Source organism: Neisseria sp. P0016.S008, from assembly GCF_051957775.1.
GTDB classification, from domain to species: domain Bacteria; phylum Pseudomonadota; class Gammaproteobacteria; order Burkholderiales; family Neisseriaceae; genus Neisseria; species Neisseria flavescens_B.
This window is the reverse complement of the sequence record NZ_JBQCWB010000002.1, coordinates 1-20160: the sequence shown is the minus strand read 5'-3', so window position 1 is coordinate 20160 and position 20160 is coordinate 1. Positions and strand designations below refer to the sequence as shown.

Annotated in this window: 21 protein-coding genes and 1 pseudogene; 10 read left to right on the top strand and 12 right to left on the bottom strand. The window is 40.9% G+C overall.

The genetic code is table 11. The features are described from left to right. Positions 1–112 precede the first annotated feature (112 nt). Positions 113–631, bottom strand: coding sequence for a GbsR/MarR family transcriptional regulator (locus ACTHS8_RS02300; protein WP_049333867.1), 519 nt, complete (start codon positions 629–631; stop codon positions 113–115). A 243-nt stretch (positions 632–874) separates the two neighbouring features. Here ACTHS8_RS02300 and ygiD point away from each other — a divergent pair, with 243 nt between their 5' ends. Next, on the top strand, positions 875–1660 hold the full coding sequence (gene ygiD / locus ACTHS8_RS02295) for a 4,5-DOPA dioxygenase extradiol (protein ID WP_440372867.1): 786 nt from the start codon (positions 875–877) through the stop codon (positions 1658–1660). A 244-nt stretch (positions 1661–1904) separates the two neighbouring features. On the opposite strand, the gene ACTHS8_RS02290 is transcribed toward ygiD, so the two are convergent. The 11 genes from ACTHS8_RS02290 to ACTHS8_RS02240 all read right to left on the bottom strand — a co-directional run bounded on the left by ACTHS8_RS02290 (position 1905) and on the right by ACTHS8_RS02240 (position 10492). Further along, the gene (locus tag ACTHS8_RS02290) at positions 1905–2213 is read right to left on the bottom strand and encodes a TrbM/KikA/MpfK family conjugal transfer protein (RefSeq protein WP_063075743.1); all 309 of its coding nucleotides are present in this window, start codon (positions 2211–2213) and stop codon (positions 1905–1907) included. An 80-nt stretch (positions 2214–2293) separates the two neighbouring features. Next, positions 2294–2824 carry a DUF4189 domain-containing protein gene (locus tag ACTHS8_RS02285; protein WP_049328724.1) on the bottom strand — a complete coding sequence of 177 codons (531 nt, stop codon included), beginning with the start codon at positions 2822–2824 and terminating at the stop codon, positions 2294–2296. Between the two features lie 61 nt (positions 2825–2885). Beyond that, positions 2886–3458, bottom strand: a complete 573-nt coding sequence (locus ACTHS8_RS02280; protein WP_440373061.1) for a type IV secretion system protein — start codon at positions 3456–3458, stop codon at positions 2886–2888. A gap of 45 nt (positions 3459–3503) precedes the next feature. Further along, entirely contained in the window at positions 3504–3812 is a 309-nt protein-coding gene (locus tag ACTHS8_RS02275; protein ID WP_440372866.1) for a TrbM/KikA/MpfK family conjugal transfer protein, read from the bottom strand. Between the two features lie 82 nt (positions 3813–3894). Further along, positions 3895–4395, bottom strand: a complete 501-nt coding sequence (locus ACTHS8_RS02270; protein WP_440372865.1) for a DUF4189 domain-containing protein — start codon at positions 4393–4395, stop codon at positions 3895–3897. Between the two features lie 54 nt (positions 4396–4449). Next, entirely contained in the window at positions 4450–5580 is a 1131-nt protein-coding gene (locus tag ACTHS8_RS02265) for a type IV secretion system protein (protein ID WP_440372864.1), read from the bottom strand. 94 nt (positions 5581–5674) lie between these two features. Then, on the bottom strand, positions 5675–6445 hold the full coding sequence (locus tag ACTHS8_RS02260; RefSeq protein ID WP_440372863.1) for a hypothetical protein: 771 nt from the start codon (positions 6443–6445) through the stop codon (positions 5675–5677). 133 nt (positions 6446–6578) lie between these two features. Beyond that, positions 6579–9029, bottom strand: coding sequence for a VirB4 family type IV secretion/conjugal transfer ATPase (locus tag ACTHS8_RS02255; RefSeq protein WP_440372862.1), 2451 nt, complete (start codon positions 9027–9029; stop codon positions 6579–6581). A gap of 62 nt (positions 9030–9091) precedes the next feature. Further along, on the bottom strand, positions 9092–9397 hold the full coding sequence (locus tag ACTHS8_RS02250; RefSeq protein ID WP_036472428.1) for a type IV secretion system protein VirB3: 306 nt from the start codon (positions 9395–9397) through the stop codon (positions 9092–9094). A gap of 9 nt (positions 9398–9406) precedes the next feature. Further along, positions 9407–9796, bottom strand: coding sequence for a TrbC/VirB2 family protein (locus ACTHS8_RS02245; protein WP_440372861.1), 390 nt, complete (start codon positions 9794–9796; stop codon positions 9407–9409). 51 nt (positions 9797–9847) lie between these two features. Beyond that, positions 9848–10492 (bottom strand): lytic transglycosylase domain-containing protein, encoded by a 645-nt coding sequence (locus tag ACTHS8_RS02240; protein WP_082815500.1) that lies wholly within the window; start codon positions 10490–10492, stop codon positions 9848–9850. A 168-nt stretch (positions 10493–10660) separates the two neighbouring features. On the opposite strand from ACTHS8_RS02240, the gene ACTHS8_RS02235 reads away from it, so the two are divergent. The 9 genes and pseudogenes from ACTHS8_RS02235 to ACTHS8_RS02195 form a co-directional block, all read left to right on the top strand. Further along, positions 10661–11125, top strand: a complete 465-nt coding sequence (locus ACTHS8_RS02235; RefSeq protein WP_440372860.1) for a hypothetical protein — start codon at positions 10661–10663, stop codon at positions 11123–11125. Positions 11126–11136: 11 nt separating this feature from the next. Further along, positions 11137–12039, top strand: coding sequence for a virB8 family protein (locus ACTHS8_RS02230; protein WP_049323267.1), 903 nt, complete (start codon positions 11137–11139; stop codon positions 12037–12039). 11 nt (positions 12040–12050) lie between these two features. After that, positions 12051–12764 carry a TrbG/VirB9 family P-type conjugative transfer protein gene (locus ACTHS8_RS02225; RefSeq protein WP_231900143.1) on the top strand — a complete coding sequence of 238 codons (714 nt, stop codon included), beginning with the start codon at positions 12051–12053 and terminating at the stop codon, positions 12762–12764. 2 nt (positions 12765–12766) lie between these two features. Beyond that, positions 12767–13915: a TrbI/VirB10 family protein gene (locus ACTHS8_RS02220; protein WP_440372859.1), complete on the top strand. Its 1149-nt coding sequence runs from the start codon at positions 12767–12769 to the stop codon at positions 13913–13915. Between the two features lie 343 nt (positions 13916–14258). Further along, the gene (locus ACTHS8_RS02215; RefSeq protein ID WP_440372858.1) at positions 14259–15950 is read left to right on the top strand and encodes a type IV secretory system conjugative DNA transfer family protein; all 1692 of its coding nucleotides are present in this window, start codon (positions 14259–14261) and stop codon (positions 15948–15950) included. Between the two features lie 186 nt (positions 15951–16136). After that, entirely contained in the window at positions 16137–16655 is a 519-nt protein-coding gene (locus tag ACTHS8_RS02210) for a hypothetical protein (protein ID WP_440372857.1), read from the top strand. A gap of 18 nt (positions 16656–16673) precedes the next feature. Then, positions 16674–18371 carry a calcium-binding protein gene (locus ACTHS8_RS02205; protein WP_440372856.1) on the top strand — a complete coding sequence of 566 codons (1698 nt, stop codon included), beginning with the start codon at positions 16674–16676 and terminating at the stop codon, positions 18369–18371. A gap of 84 nt (positions 18372–18455) precedes the next feature. Next, positions 18456–19475: a P-type DNA transfer ATPase VirB11 gene (virB11, locus tag ACTHS8_RS02200; protein WP_049329383.1), complete on the top strand. Its 1020-nt coding sequence runs from the start codon at positions 18456–18458 to the stop codon at positions 19473–19475. 551 nt (positions 19476–20026) lie between these two features. After that, positions 20027–20160 (top strand): annotated as a pseudogene (locus ACTHS8_RS02195) (NADPH quinone reductase MdaB); the annotation flags it as partial.

Sequence of the window (20160 nt, the reverse complement as noted above, 5' to 3'; positions counted from 1 at the left end):
TACCAAAGAATATTAAGCTTCAGATAAACATGCCCATACAAGGACACTATGAGCATGTTTTCATATCCTAAAATAATATTGCCTGTGTTTATTGCTCACAAGTCCATTGCCATCATCGGAAAAATTTTTGTATTCCAGCGCCTATTTTCAAAATTTTCACCATGGTTGAAGTAGAAAGCTTCAGCATTTCATTTGCCCACATGGTCAGCGTACTGATGAAATCATGGGTTTGTTGGATTCTCTGCTTGGCAGTTTCATTTTCCTGACTAAATTCAGGGCTGTCGATCAGGCTTTGCAAAAATTGCCGCGTCGGTTCGATTTCACGCTGCATACGCACTTCTGCGATGGTACGGAACAAAGTCCAGACGTCATCCGAAGTTTCAAAATGATCGCGCCTGTCGCCCAAGATATGCACGGTATGCACCAGTCTCAGGTTTTGCAGCTCTTTAATGCTGTTGCTAACATTGGAGCGCGCTACGCCGAGCGTTTCGGTGATTTCTTCGGCGTTCATCGGTCTGCCTAAGATGTAGAGCAGGGCGTGGATTTGCGCAACGGTACGGTTTACGCCCCATTTGGTACCCATTTCGCCCCAGTGAAGGATAAATTTTTCAGTGGTCGGATTCAGTTTCATAGTGATGACATTCTATTTTTATCTTTTATTTCTGTCAATACAGAAATAAAGAAATTTTTTGCCGTCTGAAATAAAATGTTCAGACGGCCTTTTGTATAAATCCTTATTCTACATATTCTCCAGAAGCTCCAGTCATCATTAGTCATGATTTCCTATCAGTAAAAGATGTTGTTCATAAACTGGTATTTTTTGAAGAAAAATTTATCCGTACAATCTGCCGTATCCGATAACGAGGAGTAAATCATGAAAAAAATGCCTGTATTGTTTGTTGGGCATGGTAGCCCGATGAATGTGTTGGATAAAGAAAACCCGTTCAATCAGAATTTCAGCCTAATTACGCAAAAGTTTGCCAAACCAAAAGCCATTTTGATGATTTCAGCACATTGGTACAGCAGCTGTTTGCAGGTTACATCTGGCAAACATCCTGAAATGATTTACGACTTCTACGGTTTTCCTGATGAACTCAGCCAAGTGCAATATCCCGCGCCCGGTTCGTCTGAGTTGGCGGAGCAAGTGCGGTCATTATTACAGCCGGAAAATGTCGAGCTGAACCCAACGCGTGGCTTTGATCATGGCGCTTGGGCGGTGTTGAAATATCTCTATCCTGATGCCGATATTCCTGTGGTGCAACTTAGCCTTAACCGTTTGCAATCGGCAGAATGGCATTTCAACTTGGCGAAAAAGTTGGCTGCTTTGCGAGAACAAGGCGTACTGATTATCGGCAGTGGCAATATTGTGCATAATCTTAGGGCGATAAGCTGGGAACATATTGATCAAATCGGTGCAGGGTATGATTGGGCGTTTGCTTTCCGTGAAACAGTCAATCAAGCGATTGCAACACGAGATGATCAAACTTTGGTGCATTATGAGCAATTAGGCGAAAAAGCCAAGCTTTCCGTACCAACGCCGGATCATTACTTGCCCTTGCTGTACATCATGGCATTATGCGAACCGCAAGATGAAGTAACGTTTTTCAATGATAATTTGATTGCAGGCTCGCTTAGTATGACGTCGGTTTTGGTGGGGTAAAAAGGGAAGAATCAGAACAAAACAAACCATTCTTTATTTGTTCGATCCGCTTTGCGGATGGTGCTCAGTTGTTTCAGACGGCATTTCAAATCCATATAAAAGCCTTAACCTATATTGGCAAAGATAAGATTAAGCTTGTGTAAATAATCTAGCAGACTAGACGGTTAGATTTGAAGGTAACTTGCAAAATCTCTTTGTAAGAGAAAAGGCCGTCTGAATATCAGACGGCCTTTGTGTAGATAGATTATCGATGTACGACTATTTCGATAATAGGAGCAATCTCTTTGTCACGTGAAGCAGGACACTGCTGAAGGAAGCGGCGGCGGGCGCTAATGGTGTCTTGCGCGTATTTGTGGTGAATGGAATAGAACCTGTGCAGTGCAGGGTTGCATTCTTTAGGCGGCGTACCCGGAGAAGTCAGGCAGGTAATGGCCTCGCAGGCATATTTTTTATCGCCAGTCAGCAGTTTGCCGGCAATATCAGAAGCGTTGACGGCAGAGGCAGAAAACGGCAACAAGGCCGCGGTTAAAACAAAAATGGATAAATTTTTCATAGTGTCGTACTCGTTAAAATAGAATTGGGATTAGAGGAGGGCATCAAAGACCGTCTGAACAACAGACAGCTTTTGGTCTATTAGAATTTAGGCATTGAGCAGCCTTCATTTGCAACGATAGAACATTGAGAACTACCAGACGCTTGACATTGCCTTAGTGCGTCGGCCTCAGCAAGACCGGGTTCTTTTGCGCTTGGAAAGGCAGTCCATTTTTTACCAGATTTACCTTGAGCAACGGCAATGCAACCATTCCGAACCCAAACAGCTACTTTACATGGCGCGTTACGACCACCTTGTTCACAGTTTTTGATGGCTGCCTTTTCTGCTGCCGCACGGGAGTCCATATCAATCGCACCACCTGAAACTCCAGTTTTATTGTTGGTAGCCCAAGCACCGTATTTTGAAGGAACATTGATATTGACAACACGTGGCTGGCTCTGAGCGTAACCGTTATTCGAAGACTGTGGTCTTCCTACGTTATATAGAATCTGTCGACCCGAACTATCGATAATGCGACAGGTACCTGTTGCAGGCTGGTATTCTCCGCCACAACCGTTGGCATAAATATTCAGGCTAACTAACCCTAATAGTACTAAAAGCAATTTTTTCATTATAAGTCCAATCTTTTGTTTATTGATTATTTTTAATATTTAATATTTAAATACAGAAATACTAGGATAGCTTACTTCCATTGTCAGATTGTCCGGGCTGTTTCATGGCATCGGTAGTTGTACTTCCTGTTTGACTACCGCCTATTATCCATGGATTAGTAGTATAGTTATTATTTGATTGTTGTTTATTTGATTCACTAGAGAAATTCTGCGCATTATAATTAGCCTGCTGCTGTTGGCTATTCATCCCCGGCGGAGTAGCAGGCTGACCGTTTCCCCAGCCTTGCATTGCATTGTATCCAGAGTAGGATGCCATGATACCGTTAAACCACATGCCTGCCATAGGCGGTACGGTAATCAGTAGGGTAGAGAGCATCAGACCCAAGCCTAGTTGTTGGGTAACGGTTTCCATAATGCCGGTAGTGCCGCCTTCACCGATGACGGTTGCCACAAATTTGCCGGCTGCCGCTCCGCCGAATAAGTGGCCTACCAAGTCCATGGAAATCTCCGCCATGACGCCGAGCAAGACGCTGGAGAAGATGGTAGCCAATCCGAAGTATAGCCATTTTTGGAACAGCGGGGCGGTTCTTTTGAACAGGAAGCACAAAATAAAGATAGGCGAGAAACCGACTATTTACAAAAGGCCGTCTGAATATCAGACGGCCTTTGTGTAGGTAGATTATCGATGTACGACTATTTCGATAATAGGCGCAATCTCTTTGTCACGGGAAGCAGGACACTGCTGGAGGAAGCGGCGGCGTGCGCTGATGGTGTCTTGCGCGTATTTGTGGTGAATGGAATAGAACCTGTGCAGTGCAGGGTTACATTCTTTAGGCGGCGTACCCGGAGAAGTCAGGCAGGTAATGGCCTCGCAGGCATATTTTTTATCGCCAGTCAGCAGCTTGCCGGCAATATCTGAAGCGTTGACTACAGGCATAGAAAATGGCAGCAGAGCCGCTGTTAAAACAAAGATGGATAAGCGTTTCATATTGTCGTACTCGGTAAAATTAGGATGGGAGGTTAGAGGAGGGTTTCAAGAGCCGCCTGAACAACAGACGGCATTGGGTCTATTAGAATTTAGGCATTGAGCAGCCTTCGGGAGTGGTAATTTTACATTGAACTCTTCCTGAAGCGTGGCATTTCCTCAAGGCTTCAGCTTCAGCAAGGCCAGGGTCAGTTGATCCGAAAAAAAGTGTACCATCTTTTGCTTGGGCAACGGCGAGACAGCCATTCCGAACCCAAGCCAAAACTTTACACGGTTTATTCTGCCCGCCTCGTTCGCAGGTTTTAATAGCTTGTCTTTTAGCGGCCGCAACTGAATCCATCTCGAGTGCCCCACCTGATATACCTGTTTTAGGATTGATTGCCCAAGCACCGTATTTTGAAGGGACATAGATATTAACAATTTCCGTAGGTTGATTTTGTTGATACTGACTAGACGACGTACAGTTGGGATTATAGCCATACTGACACAGCGCCGGATTGTTTTGTAATGCTCCTCTAGTTACGGGGTCAGCAGCATAAATATTAAGGCTAGTCAGTCCTAACAATACAAAAAGCAATTTTTTCATTACGAATCCAATCTTTTGTTTTTTGAATATTTTTAATATTTAAATGTAGAAATACTAGGATGGTTTACTTCCTTTGCCGGGTTGTCCGGGTTGTTTCATGGTATCGGTAGTTGTACTTCCTGTCTGGCTGCCACCAGTCGTCCATAGATTTTGCTGATTGGTGTTTGTATTTGCATCATTGACAAGATTGTCAGTTTTATTATGAGTATGATAATTAGCCTGCCTACTCGCTCCACCATCCAAGTGAGGCGGTACTTCCTGGCGGTTTCCATTGCCGATGACCGAGTAGGCGCTGAAGCTACCCATCACACCGTTAAACCACATGCCTGCCATAGGCGGTACGGTAATCAGCAGGGTAGAGAGCATCAGGCCCAAGCCCAGCTGCTGTGTAACGGTTTCCATGATGCCGGTTGTGCCACCTTCACCGATGATGGTTGCCACAAATTTGCCGGCTGCCGCGCCGCCGAATAAGTTGCCCACCAAGTCCATGGAAATCTCCGCCATGACGCCGAGCAAGACGCTGGAGAAGATGGTAGCCAATCCGAAGTATAGCCATTTTTGGAACAGCGGGGCGGTTCTTTTGAACAGGAGGCACAAAATAAAGATAGGCGCGAAACCGACAAACAGGGAAATCGCGATACGGTACATGATGAGCATGGTACCTGCCACGACGGCAGGACCTGCCGTACCTACCCCGGCAAACCATTTGGCTTCGGAAAGCTTATCTTCCAGATGGTCGTCATCTGCGGTATCAATGGCAGAAAGGCTGGACAGGACAAGTTGAGTTGTTTTCAGGTTTAAGTCGATTTTACAGCCGGTAATATAGGAGGTCTGTTCGGTCAGGCACTCGCTGCCGAAATCGTTATTGCCATGCATAACTTGACTGATGCCATTGGCAAGATTATCAGTCAATACACGGACGCTAAAGCTGCTGCCTAAGGAGACCCCAAGTGCAATGGCAATAACAACATAGTTTTTACCAAGGTTAAAAATAAATCCTTTGAGGCCTTCCTGACTCCGACCTGTTACGATCAGATAGCCCTGAACCATAATCCATAATGTCAGCAATGCCAAAACCATTGTAAGGGCGAGGTTTAAGTTTTTAGATAAGACTACTTCGGTAAAGTAGCCGATTCGCGCATAAAGATAGTCGCGAATGCCGGTATAAAGGAGTAAATCCATCATAATGAGATGAGCTTTCGATTAATTTTTGTAAAATGATGAGATGATCGATTTGTTTGGGCCGTCTGAAACCGATCCGGTTCAGACGGCCTTATACTCAATTGGGTTTATAGATCGGTTTGGTTTTGCTTTCGATTTCTTTTCTATCATCAACTACGTCTTTTGCTTTTTTTCTAAAGCGATTCGTAGCTTCAGTTAGTTTGCCGTATGTCACTCCTTTAGTGATGTTTGTGTTCAAACTGCTGCCGGTAAGCTGTTCTTTGGTTAGCATTTTGCGCATTGAGTTGTAATGTGCAATCAAGCTGTCTAAAGTTTCAATTCGGTTCTTGTACTGATGGTACTTGGCAATTAGGGCATTTACTTGTATCTGTACATTGTTTTCGGCAGTTTCAGCCTTACCTGCCTGATTCGAGTAATTAAAAGCTGTCGTGTTTTTAGACAAAGGGGTAGCAGCAGCGATTGAATTTGCTGATTTGCCTTGAGATTTTACCAAGCCGTTGATTCTATCAAAATCATCTTTAAGCTCCTTATCTATTTGAAGCAGCAGGTCATATTTTTCTTGTTCTAATTCTGTAATTTTTAGACAAATCGTACCTGAGGCAGTGTTGTTTCGTTGTATTTCCCTGCATTTTTTCTTGCGTCGCTCAAACATTCTTTTTGCTTGAGAAGATTCTTGAACATTTGTATCTGCGCCTTTTAATTTGTCCAACCCCCCACGAGTGAGAGCGGATAATTGAGCCTGCCAGTTCATCAGCTGCTGGAAGGCATTGGTCATCGCTGCTCCATCAAATGTCGGTATACCTGTTGCCGTTACGGATGTATTTCCCAGCATTCCTGCGCACACTAAAACTGCAGCCAGTTTTCTCATTGTGTTTTTCATTTGCTTACAATCTTTCTTAAATTAAATTATTTAAACGTATTCAAGTTTTTTGTTTTTCAGTAAGGATCATCTGAAACGCTTGCTGCTTTCAGACGGCCTTTGAGTTTATTCGTCTATACGACTAATCCGCGTTGCGCATCACATTGGTGCTTGCTTTCTTACCAGAACCCTTACGTTCATCGTAGAAGGTCTGTAACCAATCCTCTGGTCTTACCGCATCAATGCCGACACCAAGACGTTCGGCCGTTTTCTTAATAATGCCGTCCATGATGTCGATGTTGTCGGTACTGGCGGAGATGACTGCCAATTCATCGTCAAATCCGCGCAGATTAAGCTGGCATACTGCGGAAGCATGGCCCTGTTTGACCAAGAAGCAGCGGCTTCGCTCATCCAGGCTTTTAATCACTTGGAACTCTGAGTCCGTCAGCTTTAGTCCATCGATGTAGTCTTTTTTATCTGCATTCGGATTTGGCAGCAGTATCATGGTAGCTGTCTGCTCAATCAGTGCTGCAGAAATATCGCTTTTGAGGGCGTCTTCCGGAGACTGGGTGGCAAAGATACCCATACCGTTTTGCTTACGGATGGTTTTTTGTTTGTTTTTGGCAAACTCTTTCAAGCCGCCTTCGCCATCAAGGATTTTCCAGAATTCATCCATGATGTAGATAAAGCGGCGACCATCGATAAGCTCTTCCATTCGATGGATCAGATAACCGATGACTGGATCGCGTACCTGTGGGTTTTCAATCACGTCGGTGTAGTCGAAGCCGATGATGTTGGCACCACTGAAGTCGATTTTGTCCTGAGGGTTATCAAAGACCCAGCCGAGACTGTTTCCTCTAGTCCATTTGCGGATATTGGCATAGAGGGAATCGTCGCCGGTATTGGGCAGCGATTTTTGGAAGTTAGAAATACTGCGCAGTGCCATTGGGGTATCAAGCATGGCTCGAACGGCGCGCAGGATATCGTCGTCTTCTGCTGCTGAATAGTGCGCCTTGCCACCTAATTGCTTCATAAGGCCACAGAGGAATTGGACATTTGCCTCTGTATTTTCGCATTGGAAGGGGTTGAAACCGGTCGGCTGACCGCTTTCCAGCGCCATATAGGCACCGCCACAAGCTCTGACGAAGATCTCGGCACCACGGTCTTTATCGAAGAAGAAGATAGTGGGTTTGGGATCGTATTTTTGTACCTGGCTAAGGAGGAAGTTGATAAGGGCTGTTTTACCTGTACCGGACTTACCAATAACCATGGTGTTGGCAATGGCTTTTTCACCTTCGGAATCTTCACCTTCAAGGGTTGCATGGAAGTTGAAGTAGTAGGGCTGACCATTGGTTGTTTGAAGAACGGTAACGCATTGCCCCCATGGGTTGCCCTCACGTTTACCAACGGCAAAGTTGTGAAGAGGACAAAGGCCCAAGAAATTTAACGATGAGAGATTGGCAATACGAGTGCGGTAGTTCCAGTTACCCGGAAGCTGGGCATAATATGCGGCGCAGATGGCCAAGTCTTCTTTTGTCGTTACAAAACCTGCATTGGAAAGCTCTGCTCGGGCAGAGGCAATGTTTTGGGAAAGCTGCTCTTGGCTGTCGGCGTAGATAGCAAGGCTAAAATGGTAGCCGCCAAGGACAAAATTGCCAGATGCCAGCTGGTCCATTGCATGGTCGAGTTCTGCAATTTGGGTAAAGGATTTGTCGCCGGAAGAGATCATCATGCCACGAGTGCGCTCGAGGGTTTTCATAGCATCGTATCGGCTCATAGGGCTGAAGCTATGGGTGATGATGTATTCAACATCCAAATATTTGAGACCATTCAGTATCCCAGGGTAGGTACCATCAGGATATTCTTTAAGGTTGAGTATGGCACCGTAGTGGTTTTTACCCTCAGGAGTACGTACGATATAGTCGCCGGTTTTGGAAGAAAAGAGATGTCGGCTGAGGGGTAAGTAGTTGTAAACTGGGGCTGGAAGTACAGGAACTGGCTCGTTAACGCGGTTAAGGATGTAACCGAAAAGTTCGAGGGTTTCAGAGAATACAGTCCCGTTTTTACCTTCGTACATACCAAGTCGGTATGGATGGTAGTCTTTGAGAACAGCTTCAAGGTTGGTTGCTAATTCGTTAAGTGTACCAATAGCTTGTTCCTGCTCGGCTTTGAGACGATCGATATTACCCGATTTATCAACGAACTTTTTGCCATCGACAACTGGGCGATAAATCATGGTCAAGTAAAGCTCGTTATTCATGAGCTTTTCTTGGGAGAGTCGAGAGAAATAACGATCAGAGAGGCTTTGGTTGAAAGACTCTTGAAATTCAGGACGTAAATCGATACTACGATGACGTCGAATGTCATGTACCCAAAAGGCGACATTTACGTAGTCGGGGGCACGCAAGGATTGGAGCAGACGGTTAAATGTATTGTGCTTGTGCTCAAGCTCCCATTCTTCACGACCTACGAAGGGAAGGCCAGACAAATGCCATGTTGTCAGGTAGTCTCCACCAGTGGTTTTGACAATGGTTGGAGAGACATGAGTGGAGAGGGATACGAATTGACTAATTGATGCGTCAGGAGTAAACATTTTATTTGTTTTTTGTGTTGGAATTGTCCGACAGAAAAAAGTATCTGTCGGACGTTTTGTTGTCATTGTTTGGGAGGATTGTTGCGGTACTCGTTAGGCGAGAAGCACCATGTGTCAGGAAACTCTTCTCGATTTCTGGCTTTAAGCCTAAATTTCAGGCGTAAGCCTAGAAAACGAAAAATCATGTCATCTCGCTTAGCCATCTGCCTCATAATCAGAATGATGAATGGGATGGTTAGCAAAAAAAACAAATTGAAGTACATTCCCATTAATAATCCTGAGCCGGCCCCTATAAAGAAAGGTATATAGGGTACGCCGAGAAAGGTTGCCGGACGTGTACATCCTCGAAAAACGATGTTTTTTTGCATAATGAATAATTATGCAAAGAATTGCAATACTTGCATCATTGCTGAAGTTGTACCTGCAGAGCAGGAGTCTGCATTACCAACCAGCATTTTTGCAATTTGACCAGCTGCACCAATCAACACACCACCAATCAAAATAGGAGCAACGTCGGAAATGCGTTTGTGAGCAAAAGCAATTTGGTAACCGGCAAAGATGATGGCGATGGTTACGACGGCAACGGACATCAAGTTCAATACGGTATGAATATTTTTAATAAATTTACAGGCACCGCCAGAAGCTGAGGTGAAATCATCGGCTGCCATACCTATTGTCGGTGCTAAAAATGCTGCAGCAACAAAAGCTGCTGTTGCAACGTTTTCAGCAGTAAAGCGGGATTTTTTTTGGATCTGAGTGTTTTTCATTTGAAATTTCCTATGTTTATTACAGGTTGATGTGGAAAAAAATCGTATTGTCTAGAAGACTGCTGCACTATCTGTGTAAATATTGCTTTGCGCTTGTACAGCATTATTGTCTCGTAGGCTATGTTGTTTTTTGGGTACAGTAGCCGGGTATGATTGTAGATCGGTGGCAACTGTCGAATTTTGGCGGTTAGGCTGTTGCGCTGTCATTTGCAATATAGGGCGTGAAGCATTTACGGTATTGTTGATGACTGGGATGGCATTTTGTGGATTAGCTTTTCCCCTTCTCCCCATAGATGAAAAAATTTTTTGTACATATCCGTGCTTATAGCCAGTTACAAAGTTACCAGAATAATAGCAGCTGAAAGATTTACCCCAATCTTTTGCTCGATTGTAGCATTCTCGCAATATATGAGAACCTGCCTTGACGTTTGGGCATACTTGGAATGCTTGTTCGTAGGAATGCAATCCGTATTTTTTTAAATTGTATCGATTAACTTGAGCTAGTCCCAAGGAGAAGTTAAATCCTTTTTGTTCCAACATCTTGGCAGTAGCAACTGCTTCAGCCAAATTTTTCGGTTGTCTTTGTAGTCGGCCACCTACAACACCTATAGCATATGGATTACCTGAGGATTCAACTCTCACAACATGATGCATGACGTCATGAGGAACAGCTAAGTCAGTGCAGGAAAAAAACATGATAGTAGAGATGAAAATATGAATTTGTATTGACGCGAAATTTAGCACAGATTAAAATAATTCACAAGATTTTAATCAATAAAAATAACCAAACATGAATTGTCTTTTCTTCATTTTTAATTTAAGACGCTTTGGTTGTAACTTAAGTTGTTTTATAAGGTGCTATGTATGTTTCTTTTAAGAACGCTGTTGCTGTCTGCTAGTGTGGGCGCGCTAATGGCAGGTTGTGTAAATCAGTCTGCTCCAGATTTCCCAAGTTCATGGAAGCCATTAAATGAACTACCTGATCAGGTAACTGAGATTCCTCTTGTCAAACCTCATGTTTATCAAGTAACACGACTTGATACAACTGTAAAAGGTTTGTTGGAGCGTTGGGGAGAAGAGGCAAAGATGCCTGTTGTTTATGACTATACGCTTGATTTTACTTTGTATAAGAAAGTATCAACAATACGAAATACCGATCTTGATAATGCCTTAAGTGAATTATCTAAACTTTATGAAGATAAAGGGATGGTTTTCTATGTGCAAAATGGTGTCATTATGGCGCATAAGAGAATGGATGTTGCTGTGAAAAACAGTGGAAAGAAAAAACATGAGAGATCAGCAAAAGCTGATGTAAAAACTCAAGATTAAAATGGAAACATATGTTCAAATCAAGTAAAAATACTACTGATGGCAATATCCAAAAGGCTGTAAAAAGATCTTTGGATTTTGAAACGACCTTGGTTGATATCCGCAAAAAAAGTGAGAAAAGGGCATGGATTGTTGCCGGTATTTCTACCTTCTCTTCTTTGTGTCTGCTTGGCGGATTATTTTATATTTTGCCGCTGAAAGAAAAAGAACCTTATCTTGTTATGGCTGATGTCTATACGGGACAAGCTACTGTTGCTAAACTAGCCGGCGATTGGAATAATTTAGATATTACTAAAAATGAAGCAGTAAATAAGAGTAATATTTCCCACTTTATTATAGCTAGAGAATCTTTTGATAGTCAGATTATTTATGATAATGACTGGGCTACAGTTTATTCTATGTCGGTTGCAGGGGTATCTGACAGCTATCGCAATCTGATGAATAAAAGTAACCCGAATAGCCCATTTAATCTTTATGGGTCTGCTCAGTCAATTCGCGTTAAGATTTTGAGTATCGTCCTTAATAATAGTGGAAAGGCCGATGGTCGCGATGCTAGCGCAACAGTAAGATTCCAAAGATTTTTATTAAATAAGAGTACTGGCATATCAAGATTTATGGATAGCAATGTTGCTACTCTGACCTATACTTATAATAGCAATTTGAAGATGGATGAAAAGTATAGGTTAAAAAATCCCCTGGGATTCCAGGTATTGTCTTATCGTGTTGATCCTGATGCTAGTGAATCACCTGTTCAAGATTTATCTTCAGATTATCTTTCTGCAGGAACATCATCTGAAAGCCAGGCTCAGCAACAAGTACAAAGTGTACCCCAGCCCCAGTTAGAAGCTCCTACATCTGTAGATAATGATGTTCCTAATGCTTCTCCTATATCTGTTGAAAGTGGAAATCAATAATGTTAAGAAAAATGTTTTTAGCAACAGCAGCATCGTGTTTGTTGCAAGGAAGCGTCTATGCTGCAGCTATTCAAGAGTATACGTTTCAAGAAAATACAACTTATCCTGTTCATACGGCACAAGGCGTAGTCACACAAATTGAACTTGACTCTCGTGAAAAGGTTAAAGATTTTGGTGCAGGCCTAAGTGGTGGATGGGATTTGGTACGTAGAGAAAATGTGTTTTATCTGCGTCCAAAGGCTGATGCAGTTGATACTAATCTTATTGTTCGTACTCAGGCTCACCAATATATTTTTGAGCTTAAGGTTATGAAAAATGTTGTTGGTAATTTAGCAGAAGCTTCAGACAAAGGGGTGAATTATCAAGTTAAATTCAGATATCCCGATTCTACGGATTTCAGTCTTCGTGCTAGTACTTTGGCTGGTTATAGCCTGAAATATGATTCTTCTAAAATCTATAATACTAATTATGATGTGGCTGCAAATGAAAAATCTCGTTGGCTAGTTCCTTTAAAAGTCTATGATGATGGCAGATTTACCTATGTCCACTTGAATAAGGGCAAGTTCACAGGTGATTTTCCTGCTGTTTATGGCAGAAAATCAGAGAAAGGAGCTGAGTTTGTCTTAAACAGTAATGTTGAAGGTAATGTAGTTATTGTCCATGGGACTTATCCATTCTTAGTTTTGAGACATGGAAATGATGTAGTTGGATTAAAAAGGAATTAAGAATGTCTGATAAGCTAAATAATGAACATCACAAAGATAGTGAATCATCACAAAATTTATATTCAAGCCAATACGAACAAGAACAATTGGCGGGACTTGAGGAGAATGCTCCTCAACTAAATGCTCCTATTGATCGCACAGTCAACAAAAAAGCTATTGCGTTTATTGTAGCTGCAGGTTTTGGGTTAGCTGGGCTAGGGGCATTTGCCTATCATCAATTTAGTGGTTCTGATGAAGCTCCCCCTCCAGAACGTCCTCAGGTAGTTACTGTACCAGATTTACCTGCTCCGGAGCCTCAAGTTGCTGAGATACCTCCAGTTGACTTAGTGGAAGAGCAGAAGCCTGATTTAGAAAGTTCTAAAACTACCGAAACTGTTACACCACCAATAGAAATACCATCTCCACCGATAGTAGAGACCCCTCCACCTATAATTCCTAATATTCCTGTGCAGCCTGTGGATATGTATGCCAACACGGATTCTAAATTTGTTGAAGATGGGGAGGCTGCTCAGAAAGAATCGGGAGCAAGCATAGCTCAAGCTAATGCTGTTCGTTATATGCATAACAGGGATAAATTACTTTTACAAGGTACTTATTTACGCTGTGTATTAGAAACTAAAATTGTTTCTGAAGTAAAAGGATTTACATCTTGTATCATCACTGAGCCTGTATACTCTGCCAGTGGAAAATATCTCTTGTTACCGAAAGGTTCGAAAGTAATGGGACAATATGGTTCCAGCAATCCTACCGGCCCACGAATGGAGGTTATTTGGAATCGAATCATAACACCTGAAGGGATTGATGTAACACTTGAATCTCCTGGTGTAGATAATCTTGGTGCGGCTGGCCATGTTGGTAAATTTAAGTCTCATTGGGGATCACGTTTGGCATCGGCTTTATTGATTAGTATGATTTCAGATGCTTTTAAATATGCTGCTACTGAATATGGCCCACAAGGACAAACAGTTACAACATCCTCATCAACTACCACTAATCCTTACGAGAGTGATACAGCCAATACATTGAAGCAACAGGCTATCAGCCAGCTTGAGCGAAATAATGCTCGTCCCAATACAATAACGATTAACCAAGGGACCTTGATTAATATTTATACTGCCCAGGACATTGATTTCAGTTCGGTTATGCAGTAATTTAAAGGGCCGTCTGTTTTTTCAGACGGCCTACTTATTATGCTTTCATCACAAAGAGGATTACTGATTAAGCCTCTTGTCCTACTACTATCTATAGCCCTATTGTTAAATATAGTGCTAAGAGTTTGTATAGAGAGGTGTATCATAATTATTAAAACTTATTTCAAAAATATTTAGTTCAAATATACAGTGAAACTGCCAAGGATAGCACCAAAAGAGAGTGATAAATTTCATACTACACATTAGTAGAACTGAGCTTTTCCTCATCTCCTAAGGCTGTCTGAAAACTAATATCTTCACTAGAAAACTAAAATAATCTATTTCTTTGACTACAGGTATTGAAATGACTCTAAAAAACAAATCTATTATTACGGTAGTTTTACTATTAATTTCTTTCATTTTAGGCTGTTACCTTTCAGGCTTTATCTTGCTGCAATGGTTAGGCTTAGATAAAACCCCCTTACTGCTTACAACATGGTTCACATACTATAATACGTTGGATATCCCTCAGGTTGCCAAATATTCACTGCAAATTAAAACATCAGGAATTGTTGGATTTGGTTTTACTTTTCTGATTGGTCTGCTTGGTTTAATTCCTATTTGGCGTACAGCCTCCCAAAGTCTTCATGGGGAAGCACGATTTGCTGGAATGGCTGATTTGACAAAAGCAGGATTTTTCAAACAAACGGATACTTCAATTGTTGTCGGTAAATACAACGGCAAATTATTACATTACAATGGCCAGCAATTCGCATTGTTGGCAGCGCCAACACGTTCGGGTAAAGGTGTCGGCATCGTTATTCCGAACCTGTTAAGTTATAAAGGATCGGTAGTAGTTTTGGATATCAAACAGGAGAACTTCAATTTGACTAGCGGCTACCGCAAAGAAGTATTAGGTCAGGAAGTCTATTTGTTCAACCCGTTTGCCGAAGATGGAAGGACGCACCGTTGGAATCCATTTACCTATGTTTCTTCCGATCCTGACCAGCGAGTATCGGACTTAATGTCGATAGCTGCAATGCTATATCCTGATGGAGATAGTCGTGACAAGTTTTGGGTAGCGCAGGCAAGAAATGCGTTTTTGGCGTTTTCACTTTATTGTTTTGATGAACATGAAGCAATGGCGGATTTTCCAATAGAGGGTAAGGGAAATGAGCCGGCTTGTACCTTAGGAAAAATATACCGTCTTTCATCAGGTAATGGAACAGAACTTAAGGAATACTTCACTTCTCTATCACAACAACCATACCTCAGCGAGGCTACAAAAACTGCTTTTTCCGGTTTAATCTCTCAAGAAAAAGAAACTTTCGGTTCTATCATGGGTACATTTAAAGAACCTTTAAACCCATGGATTAATCCCGTCATTGATGCCGCCACTTCCGCTGATGATTTTCTGTTGACTGACGTACGTAAAAAGAAAATGACTGTTTATATCGGCATTCTTCCTAACAAACTTGCTGAATCAAGAGTCATTGTTAACCTTTTTTTCTCTCAACTTATCAACCAAAATACGAAAGAGCTGCCTCAGGATAATCCAGATTTAAAACACCAATGTATGTTGTTAATGGACGAATTCACAAGTATCGGTAAAGTTGAAATTATTGCTCATTCTGTCAGCTATATGGCAGGTTACAACATTCGCCTATTTCCGATTATCCAATCAGTTGCCCAGCTGGATGCTGTTTATGGCAAAGAATATGCGCGTACTATTATCACTAACCATGCTTTGCAAATCATCTATACACCTAGAGAACAGCAGGATGCAAACGAATACTCTGAAATGCTGGGTTATACCACAGTGAAAAGAAAAAATGTCAGCCGTGGACGCGAACGTAGTGTCTCAGAAAGCGAAGAACGTCGAGCACTAATGCTGCCGCAAGAGTTAAAGGCAATGAGCCAAGATAAGGAAATTATCCTTTACGAAGGTATGTCACATCCGGCGCAAGTGGGGAAAATCCGTTATTACCAAGATGGAACATTTACCAAACGACTGATGGGGGCAGTGAAAGTTGCCTCGTTAAAAGGAAAACGGTAATAGTAATAAAAGCTCAAGGCCGTCTGAAAATTAAATTTCCAGAATGATTAAAAAGGAATTTATATGAGACTATCAGCGATTACAGCCATATTAACTGTATGCTTGGTGACTTCCTGTACTCCACAGATTAGTAATAACAATATTAAGGATTCTTCCAAGATGCAGAATATACAAATGGAAATAACTATGGAACAAGTGCGCAATCGTTGCCGAAGTATGTTGCACAAAGTGGAAAATCGGGATGATCTAATTAAGCAGATGTATGATACGGCCTTTAAAGATGACTGCCTGTATGCAATGTATGCGCTAGAATTAGAAAATATTTGGAAAATCCCGGTTGTTGAAGGTTATGTCAATAATCATTTCGAAAATTTTGCTTCTCCTATCGGATTGTATGTGGCAGTACAATATAGTTCATATCAAACCAGTTTCATTATTTTACCGACCAAACAATATTTCAAAGAAAAAATAAGTATTTTCCCAGAAAACAGATTTCCCGACTTTTTACCGAAGCCTAAGGAGAAAGAAATGCCTCCTGAGTATGGGGATTATTATCCAAGACGTGAAAGTGACCCAATTAAAGAGCTGGTTGATTACTACTGGCGTGAAAACGGTCGTGAAATAATTGCAGCAAATAACGGTTCTGGAGCAATTACATCATTTACTTTTTATAGTAATACAGAAATGAGCCCGATGGGTTATTGATACTGAGACTAATATATTATGACTAAATTAAAAGAAAAAGCAGAAACTCAATTAAAAATATTGGGTTTCCATAAAACAAAAACACAATTCAATCCTACTATGTCAGAATTGGACAGGATAAAGGCAAATTATGAGCTGGTTAGACAGATTAATCAGTTTAGCAGTAAAGGACAGGGTTTTTTCAAAGTCACAAATAGTAAGAGTAATGCGTATTATGAGCCTAACGATAGAAACATCTATTTCCGACCAGGAACAGAGTATACTACTGCCACAGCAGTAGCCCATGAAATAGGACATGGATTGGGTAAATATCAGGCTAAATCTGCTAGTTATTATAATACTGCTAAAGCTTATGCTCAAGCACGAGGCTATGGAGAAGCAGAGGCTATCTTTAATGAAGCACGTATGATTGCTTATGAAGAGCGAAATAATGGAAGTGCTTATAGTACTCAAATTAGCGGTAATCTTTATCCTTATATCAAGGGTAAATCTTTCGAGCAAGTTAAGGATTTGATTGCTCGCCAAAATATGTATGGTATGCGTCCAAATTCAGAAGAAAATGGATCTATTAAATTGAGTTATTACGAAAAAGATATTTATTACTTTCTGAATAACCGTACTAATTTTGCCAAAGACTTTTCTGAGGCATTCTTAAAACCGGAAGATAAACAAGTATTTGTTAAACATATGGCAGATTATGATACGTTTGGAAATAAGGGTAACAATAAAATTGTTGCTGATGGATCATATAGCCGTGATAGTTTATTAATAGGCAGATCTAAGACTTATCTAAAAAGTGGGGCATATATGTATGGAGATGCCGGAGATGATGTTCTAAAAGGTACTAATCAAAATGATATTTTATTAGGCGGTAGTGGTAATGATGTATTAATTGGTGGTAATGGTAATGATGTTTTAGCCGGTAATTCTGGAAGAGATAAATTGTTTGGTGGTAAAGGATATGACAAATATCGTGCTGACAATTCAGATATTATCCGAGATTCAGACGGCAAGGGTGAAGTGTCATTAAATGGTTATATATTACAGGGAGGTGTACGCGATTTATCTAAGCCAGACCGTTTTGTTTACCGCAGTTCTAGAATGGTATATGAATGGGATAGAAATACAGGGACATTAGATGTAAATGGTCTTAAAATTGAAAATTTCAAAAATGGTGATTTAGGAATTCATTTAAAAGAACAAAAAACAGGCCAATATAATGATGTTGTTAGAGTACATTCTGCTACGGGAATAGATGGTATAAAGATTTTGCGTCAACCTCGGAATACCAACATGGCTCATACTCCAGCTCCTAGCAATGGGGATGATATGTACACTAATCAGCCTTTGAATTTGGAAGCAATCCCACAAAATGCCCAAAATATCTATCAGCAGAGTAAAAAAATTTTTACTGAATTCTGTAATAAAAAAGATATTATCTACGATGAAAGAAGCCTAGATAATATTGCTATGGCACTGGCTGCTGAAGGGTACGCAAACAAGATGAGAGGTGCATCTCTTATTAATATCAAAGAAAATGGGCATATTTTTATTGGTGATAAGGCTCCTGAATTAAGAACTGCTTCTGTGGATATGCAGAAAGCTGCAGTTACACCGATAGAGGAAAGTCTTATAAAGGTACAGGTAACAGCTCAGCAATTTGAATTAGAAACACAGCAAAGACAGTTGTCACAAGTACAAGCTCGGGGAATATAGGTGTTTCTTAATCTTGAATAAAAAACTTCCTCAAATTTTAAATTTCATTATAATCGCATATTTTAAATCAATTTATTTTTAACTATGGATGAATTAAACTCAACAATTTCAGCGGATTTCTTAGATTATCAATATGAAGTATTGGGAATTACCTCTTTCTTAAAAGATCCTGATGTGACTGAGATTTGTATTAATAGACCAGGAGAGGTATTTTTAGAAACCTCTCAGGGGTGGAAAAAGGTAGAAGTAAATACGCTAAACTTTGATAGGGCACGTCAGTTCTGTACTGCTGTTGTTAATGAAAGTAATACTGGGCAGCGAATTACGGAAGCGGAGCCGATGGTATCGTTGACATTCCCAACAGGACAACGTGCCCAATTTGTGATTCCTCCTGCCTGTGATGCAGGAAAAGCTTCAATTACAATCCGTTTACCATCAAAACACACAAAAAGCTTAAGCCAGTATAGCAAAGATGGTTTCTTTAGTCAGATTATTGAATTAAATGGAGAATTGTCTCCTCAAGATAAGGAATTAGTTGAACTGAAAAATAATCGGAATTACGAGGAATTTTTTAAAAAAGCCGTTGAGTATAAAAAAAATATTGTTGTTTCAGGTGCAACTGGTAGCGGTAAGACTACTTTCATGAAAGCATTGGTTAATCACATTCCTTTAAGTGAGCGACTAATCAGCATTGAGGATGCTAGGGAGCTATTTATTCCTCATGAAAATGTAGTTCATTTACTTTACTCAAAAGGTGGACAAGGTAGTTCAAATATTACGGCAAAAAGTTGTATGGAATCCTGTCTGCGTATGAAGCCGGATAGAATTATTCTAGCAGAGCTACGTGGTGACGAATCATTTTATTTTATTCGAAATTGTGCATCTGGACACCCGGGATCTATTACAAGTTGCCATGCTGGTAGCACAGAACAAACATGGGATCAATTAGCATTAATGGTAAAAGCATCACCAGAAGGAAGTGGTCTGGAGTTTGAAGTTATTAAAAATCTGCTCAGGCAGACCATTGATATTGTTGTACACATTAAAGCTCATGCTGGACAACGTTATATTACGGGTATTGATTTTAATCCTATTAAAACTTGATATTGAACATGACGTTTATGCTTGTAATTGAAGCAATATATTATTTAGATGATACAGAATGTGTGAAACATAAAAAGCAACCGTAGGCTTATGCTGTTAAGGTTGTATATTAATGAAAGCATAAAGGCCGTCTGAAAATCTTTCAGACGGCCTTTATGCTTTACTACTTAAAACTTTGTAGGTTAGATTCATTTAGCGGAATTCAAATAGCTCTTGATGCAATGAACGTATCTTAAGTTTTCCAGCAATACTATTTGTAAAGCTGCGACTACCACAAAGCCATAGGCTGAGACCTTTGCAAAAGTCTCAAGTTGATCGTATTGGCGGAAAAAATTCAAACGCGTAGTAAGGGCATTTTCAGGGAGTTGTTGAACGGTATGCATAAAATTCGGCAAATAATCGCCGTCCGGGTCAAGGATATTTGGGTGGCGCACCAAAATTACTACAAAATGACTTGCGTCTATTGGTAGGTGAATGCACTTTTAAAAGATGTAGTAAAAAGGCATAATGATAGCCCCATTTTTATAATTATTTATTTTAGAAGCAAAAAGATGAATATTTTATTACTAGACGGTGGAAAAGAGTTCGGTCATTCGCATGGCGAGTTAAATCACACGCTTCACAAAAAAGCGAAAGAAGTTTTGACCGCACTTGGACATGATGTAAAAGAAACCGTGATTGATGC

Bases quoted from the DNA above. Each gene is read 5' to 3' on its own strand.
- ACTHS8_RS02300 (WP_049333867.1), bottom strand. From the start codon at position 631: ATGAAACTGAATCCGACCACTGAAAAATTTATCCTTCACTGGGGCGAA.
- ygiD (WP_440372867.1), top strand. From the start codon at position 875: ATGAAAAAAATGCCTGTATTGTTTGTTGGGCATGGTAGCCCGATGAAT.
- ACTHS8_RS02290 (WP_063075743.1), bottom strand. From the start codon at position 2,213: ATGAAAAATTTATCCATTTTTGTTTTAACCGCGGCCTTGTTGCCGTTT.
- ACTHS8_RS02285 (WP_049328724.1), bottom strand. From the start codon at position 2,824: ATGAAAAAATTGCTTTTAGTACTATTAGGGTTAGTTAGCCTGAATATT.
- ACTHS8_RS02275 (WP_440372866.1), bottom strand. From the start codon at position 3,812: ATGAAACGCTTATCCATCTTTGTTTTAACAGCGGCTCTGCTGCCATTT.
- ACTHS8_RS02270 (WP_440372865.1), bottom strand. From the start codon at position 4,395: ATGAAAAAATTGCTTTTTGTATTGTTAGGACTGACTAGCCTTAATATT.
- ACTHS8_RS02265 (WP_440372864.1), bottom strand. From the start codon at position 5,580: ATGATGGATTTACTCCTTTATACCGGCATTCGCGACTATCTTTATGCG.
- ACTHS8_RS02260 (WP_440372863.1), bottom strand. From the start codon at position 6,445: ATGAGAAAACTGGCTGCAGTTTTAGTGTGCGCAGGAATGCTGGGAAAT.
- ACTHS8_RS02255 (WP_440372862.1), bottom strand. From the start codon at position 9,029: ATGTTTACTCCTGACGCATCAATTAGTCAATTCGTATCCCTCTCCACT.
- ACTHS8_RS02250 (WP_036472428.1), bottom strand. From the start codon at position 9,397: ATGCAAAAAAACATCGTTTTTCGAGGATGTACACGTCCGGCAACCTTT.
- ACTHS8_RS02245 (WP_440372861.1), bottom strand. From the start codon at position 9,796: ATGAAAAACACTCAGATCCAAAAAAAATCCCGCTTTACTGCTGAAAAC.
- ACTHS8_RS02240 (WP_082815500.1), bottom strand. From the start codon at position 10,492: ATGTTTTTTTCCTGCACTGACTTAGCTGTTCCTCATGACGTCATGCAT.
- ACTHS8_RS02235 (WP_440372860.1), top strand. From the start codon at position 10,661: ATGTTTCTTTTAAGAACGCTGTTGCTGTCTGCTAGTGTGGGCGCGCTA.
- ACTHS8_RS02230 (WP_049323267.1), top strand. From the start codon at position 11,137: ATGTTCAAATCAAGTAAAAATACTACTGATGGCAATATCCAAAAGGCT.
- ACTHS8_RS02225 (WP_231900143.1), top strand. From the start codon at position 12,051: ATGTTTTTAGCAACAGCAGCATCGTGTTTGTTGCAAGGAAGCGTCTAT.
- ACTHS8_RS02220 (WP_440372859.1), top strand. From the start codon at position 12,767: ATGTCTGATAAGCTAAATAATGAACATCACAAAGATAGTGAATCATCA.
- ACTHS8_RS02215 (WP_440372858.1), top strand. From the start codon at position 14,259: ATGACTCTAAAAAACAAATCTATTATTACGGTAGTTTTACTATTAATT.
- ACTHS8_RS02210 (WP_440372857.1), top strand. From the start codon at position 16,137: ATGGAACAAGTGCGCAATCGTTGCCGAAGTATGTTGCACAAAGTGGAA.
- ACTHS8_RS02205 (WP_440372856.1), top strand. From the start codon at position 16,674: ATGACTAAATTAAAAGAAAAAGCAGAAACTCAATTAAAAATATTGGGT.
- virB11 (WP_049329383.1), top strand. From the start codon at position 18,456: ATGGATGAATTAAACTCAACAATTTCAGCGGATTTCTTAGATTATCAA.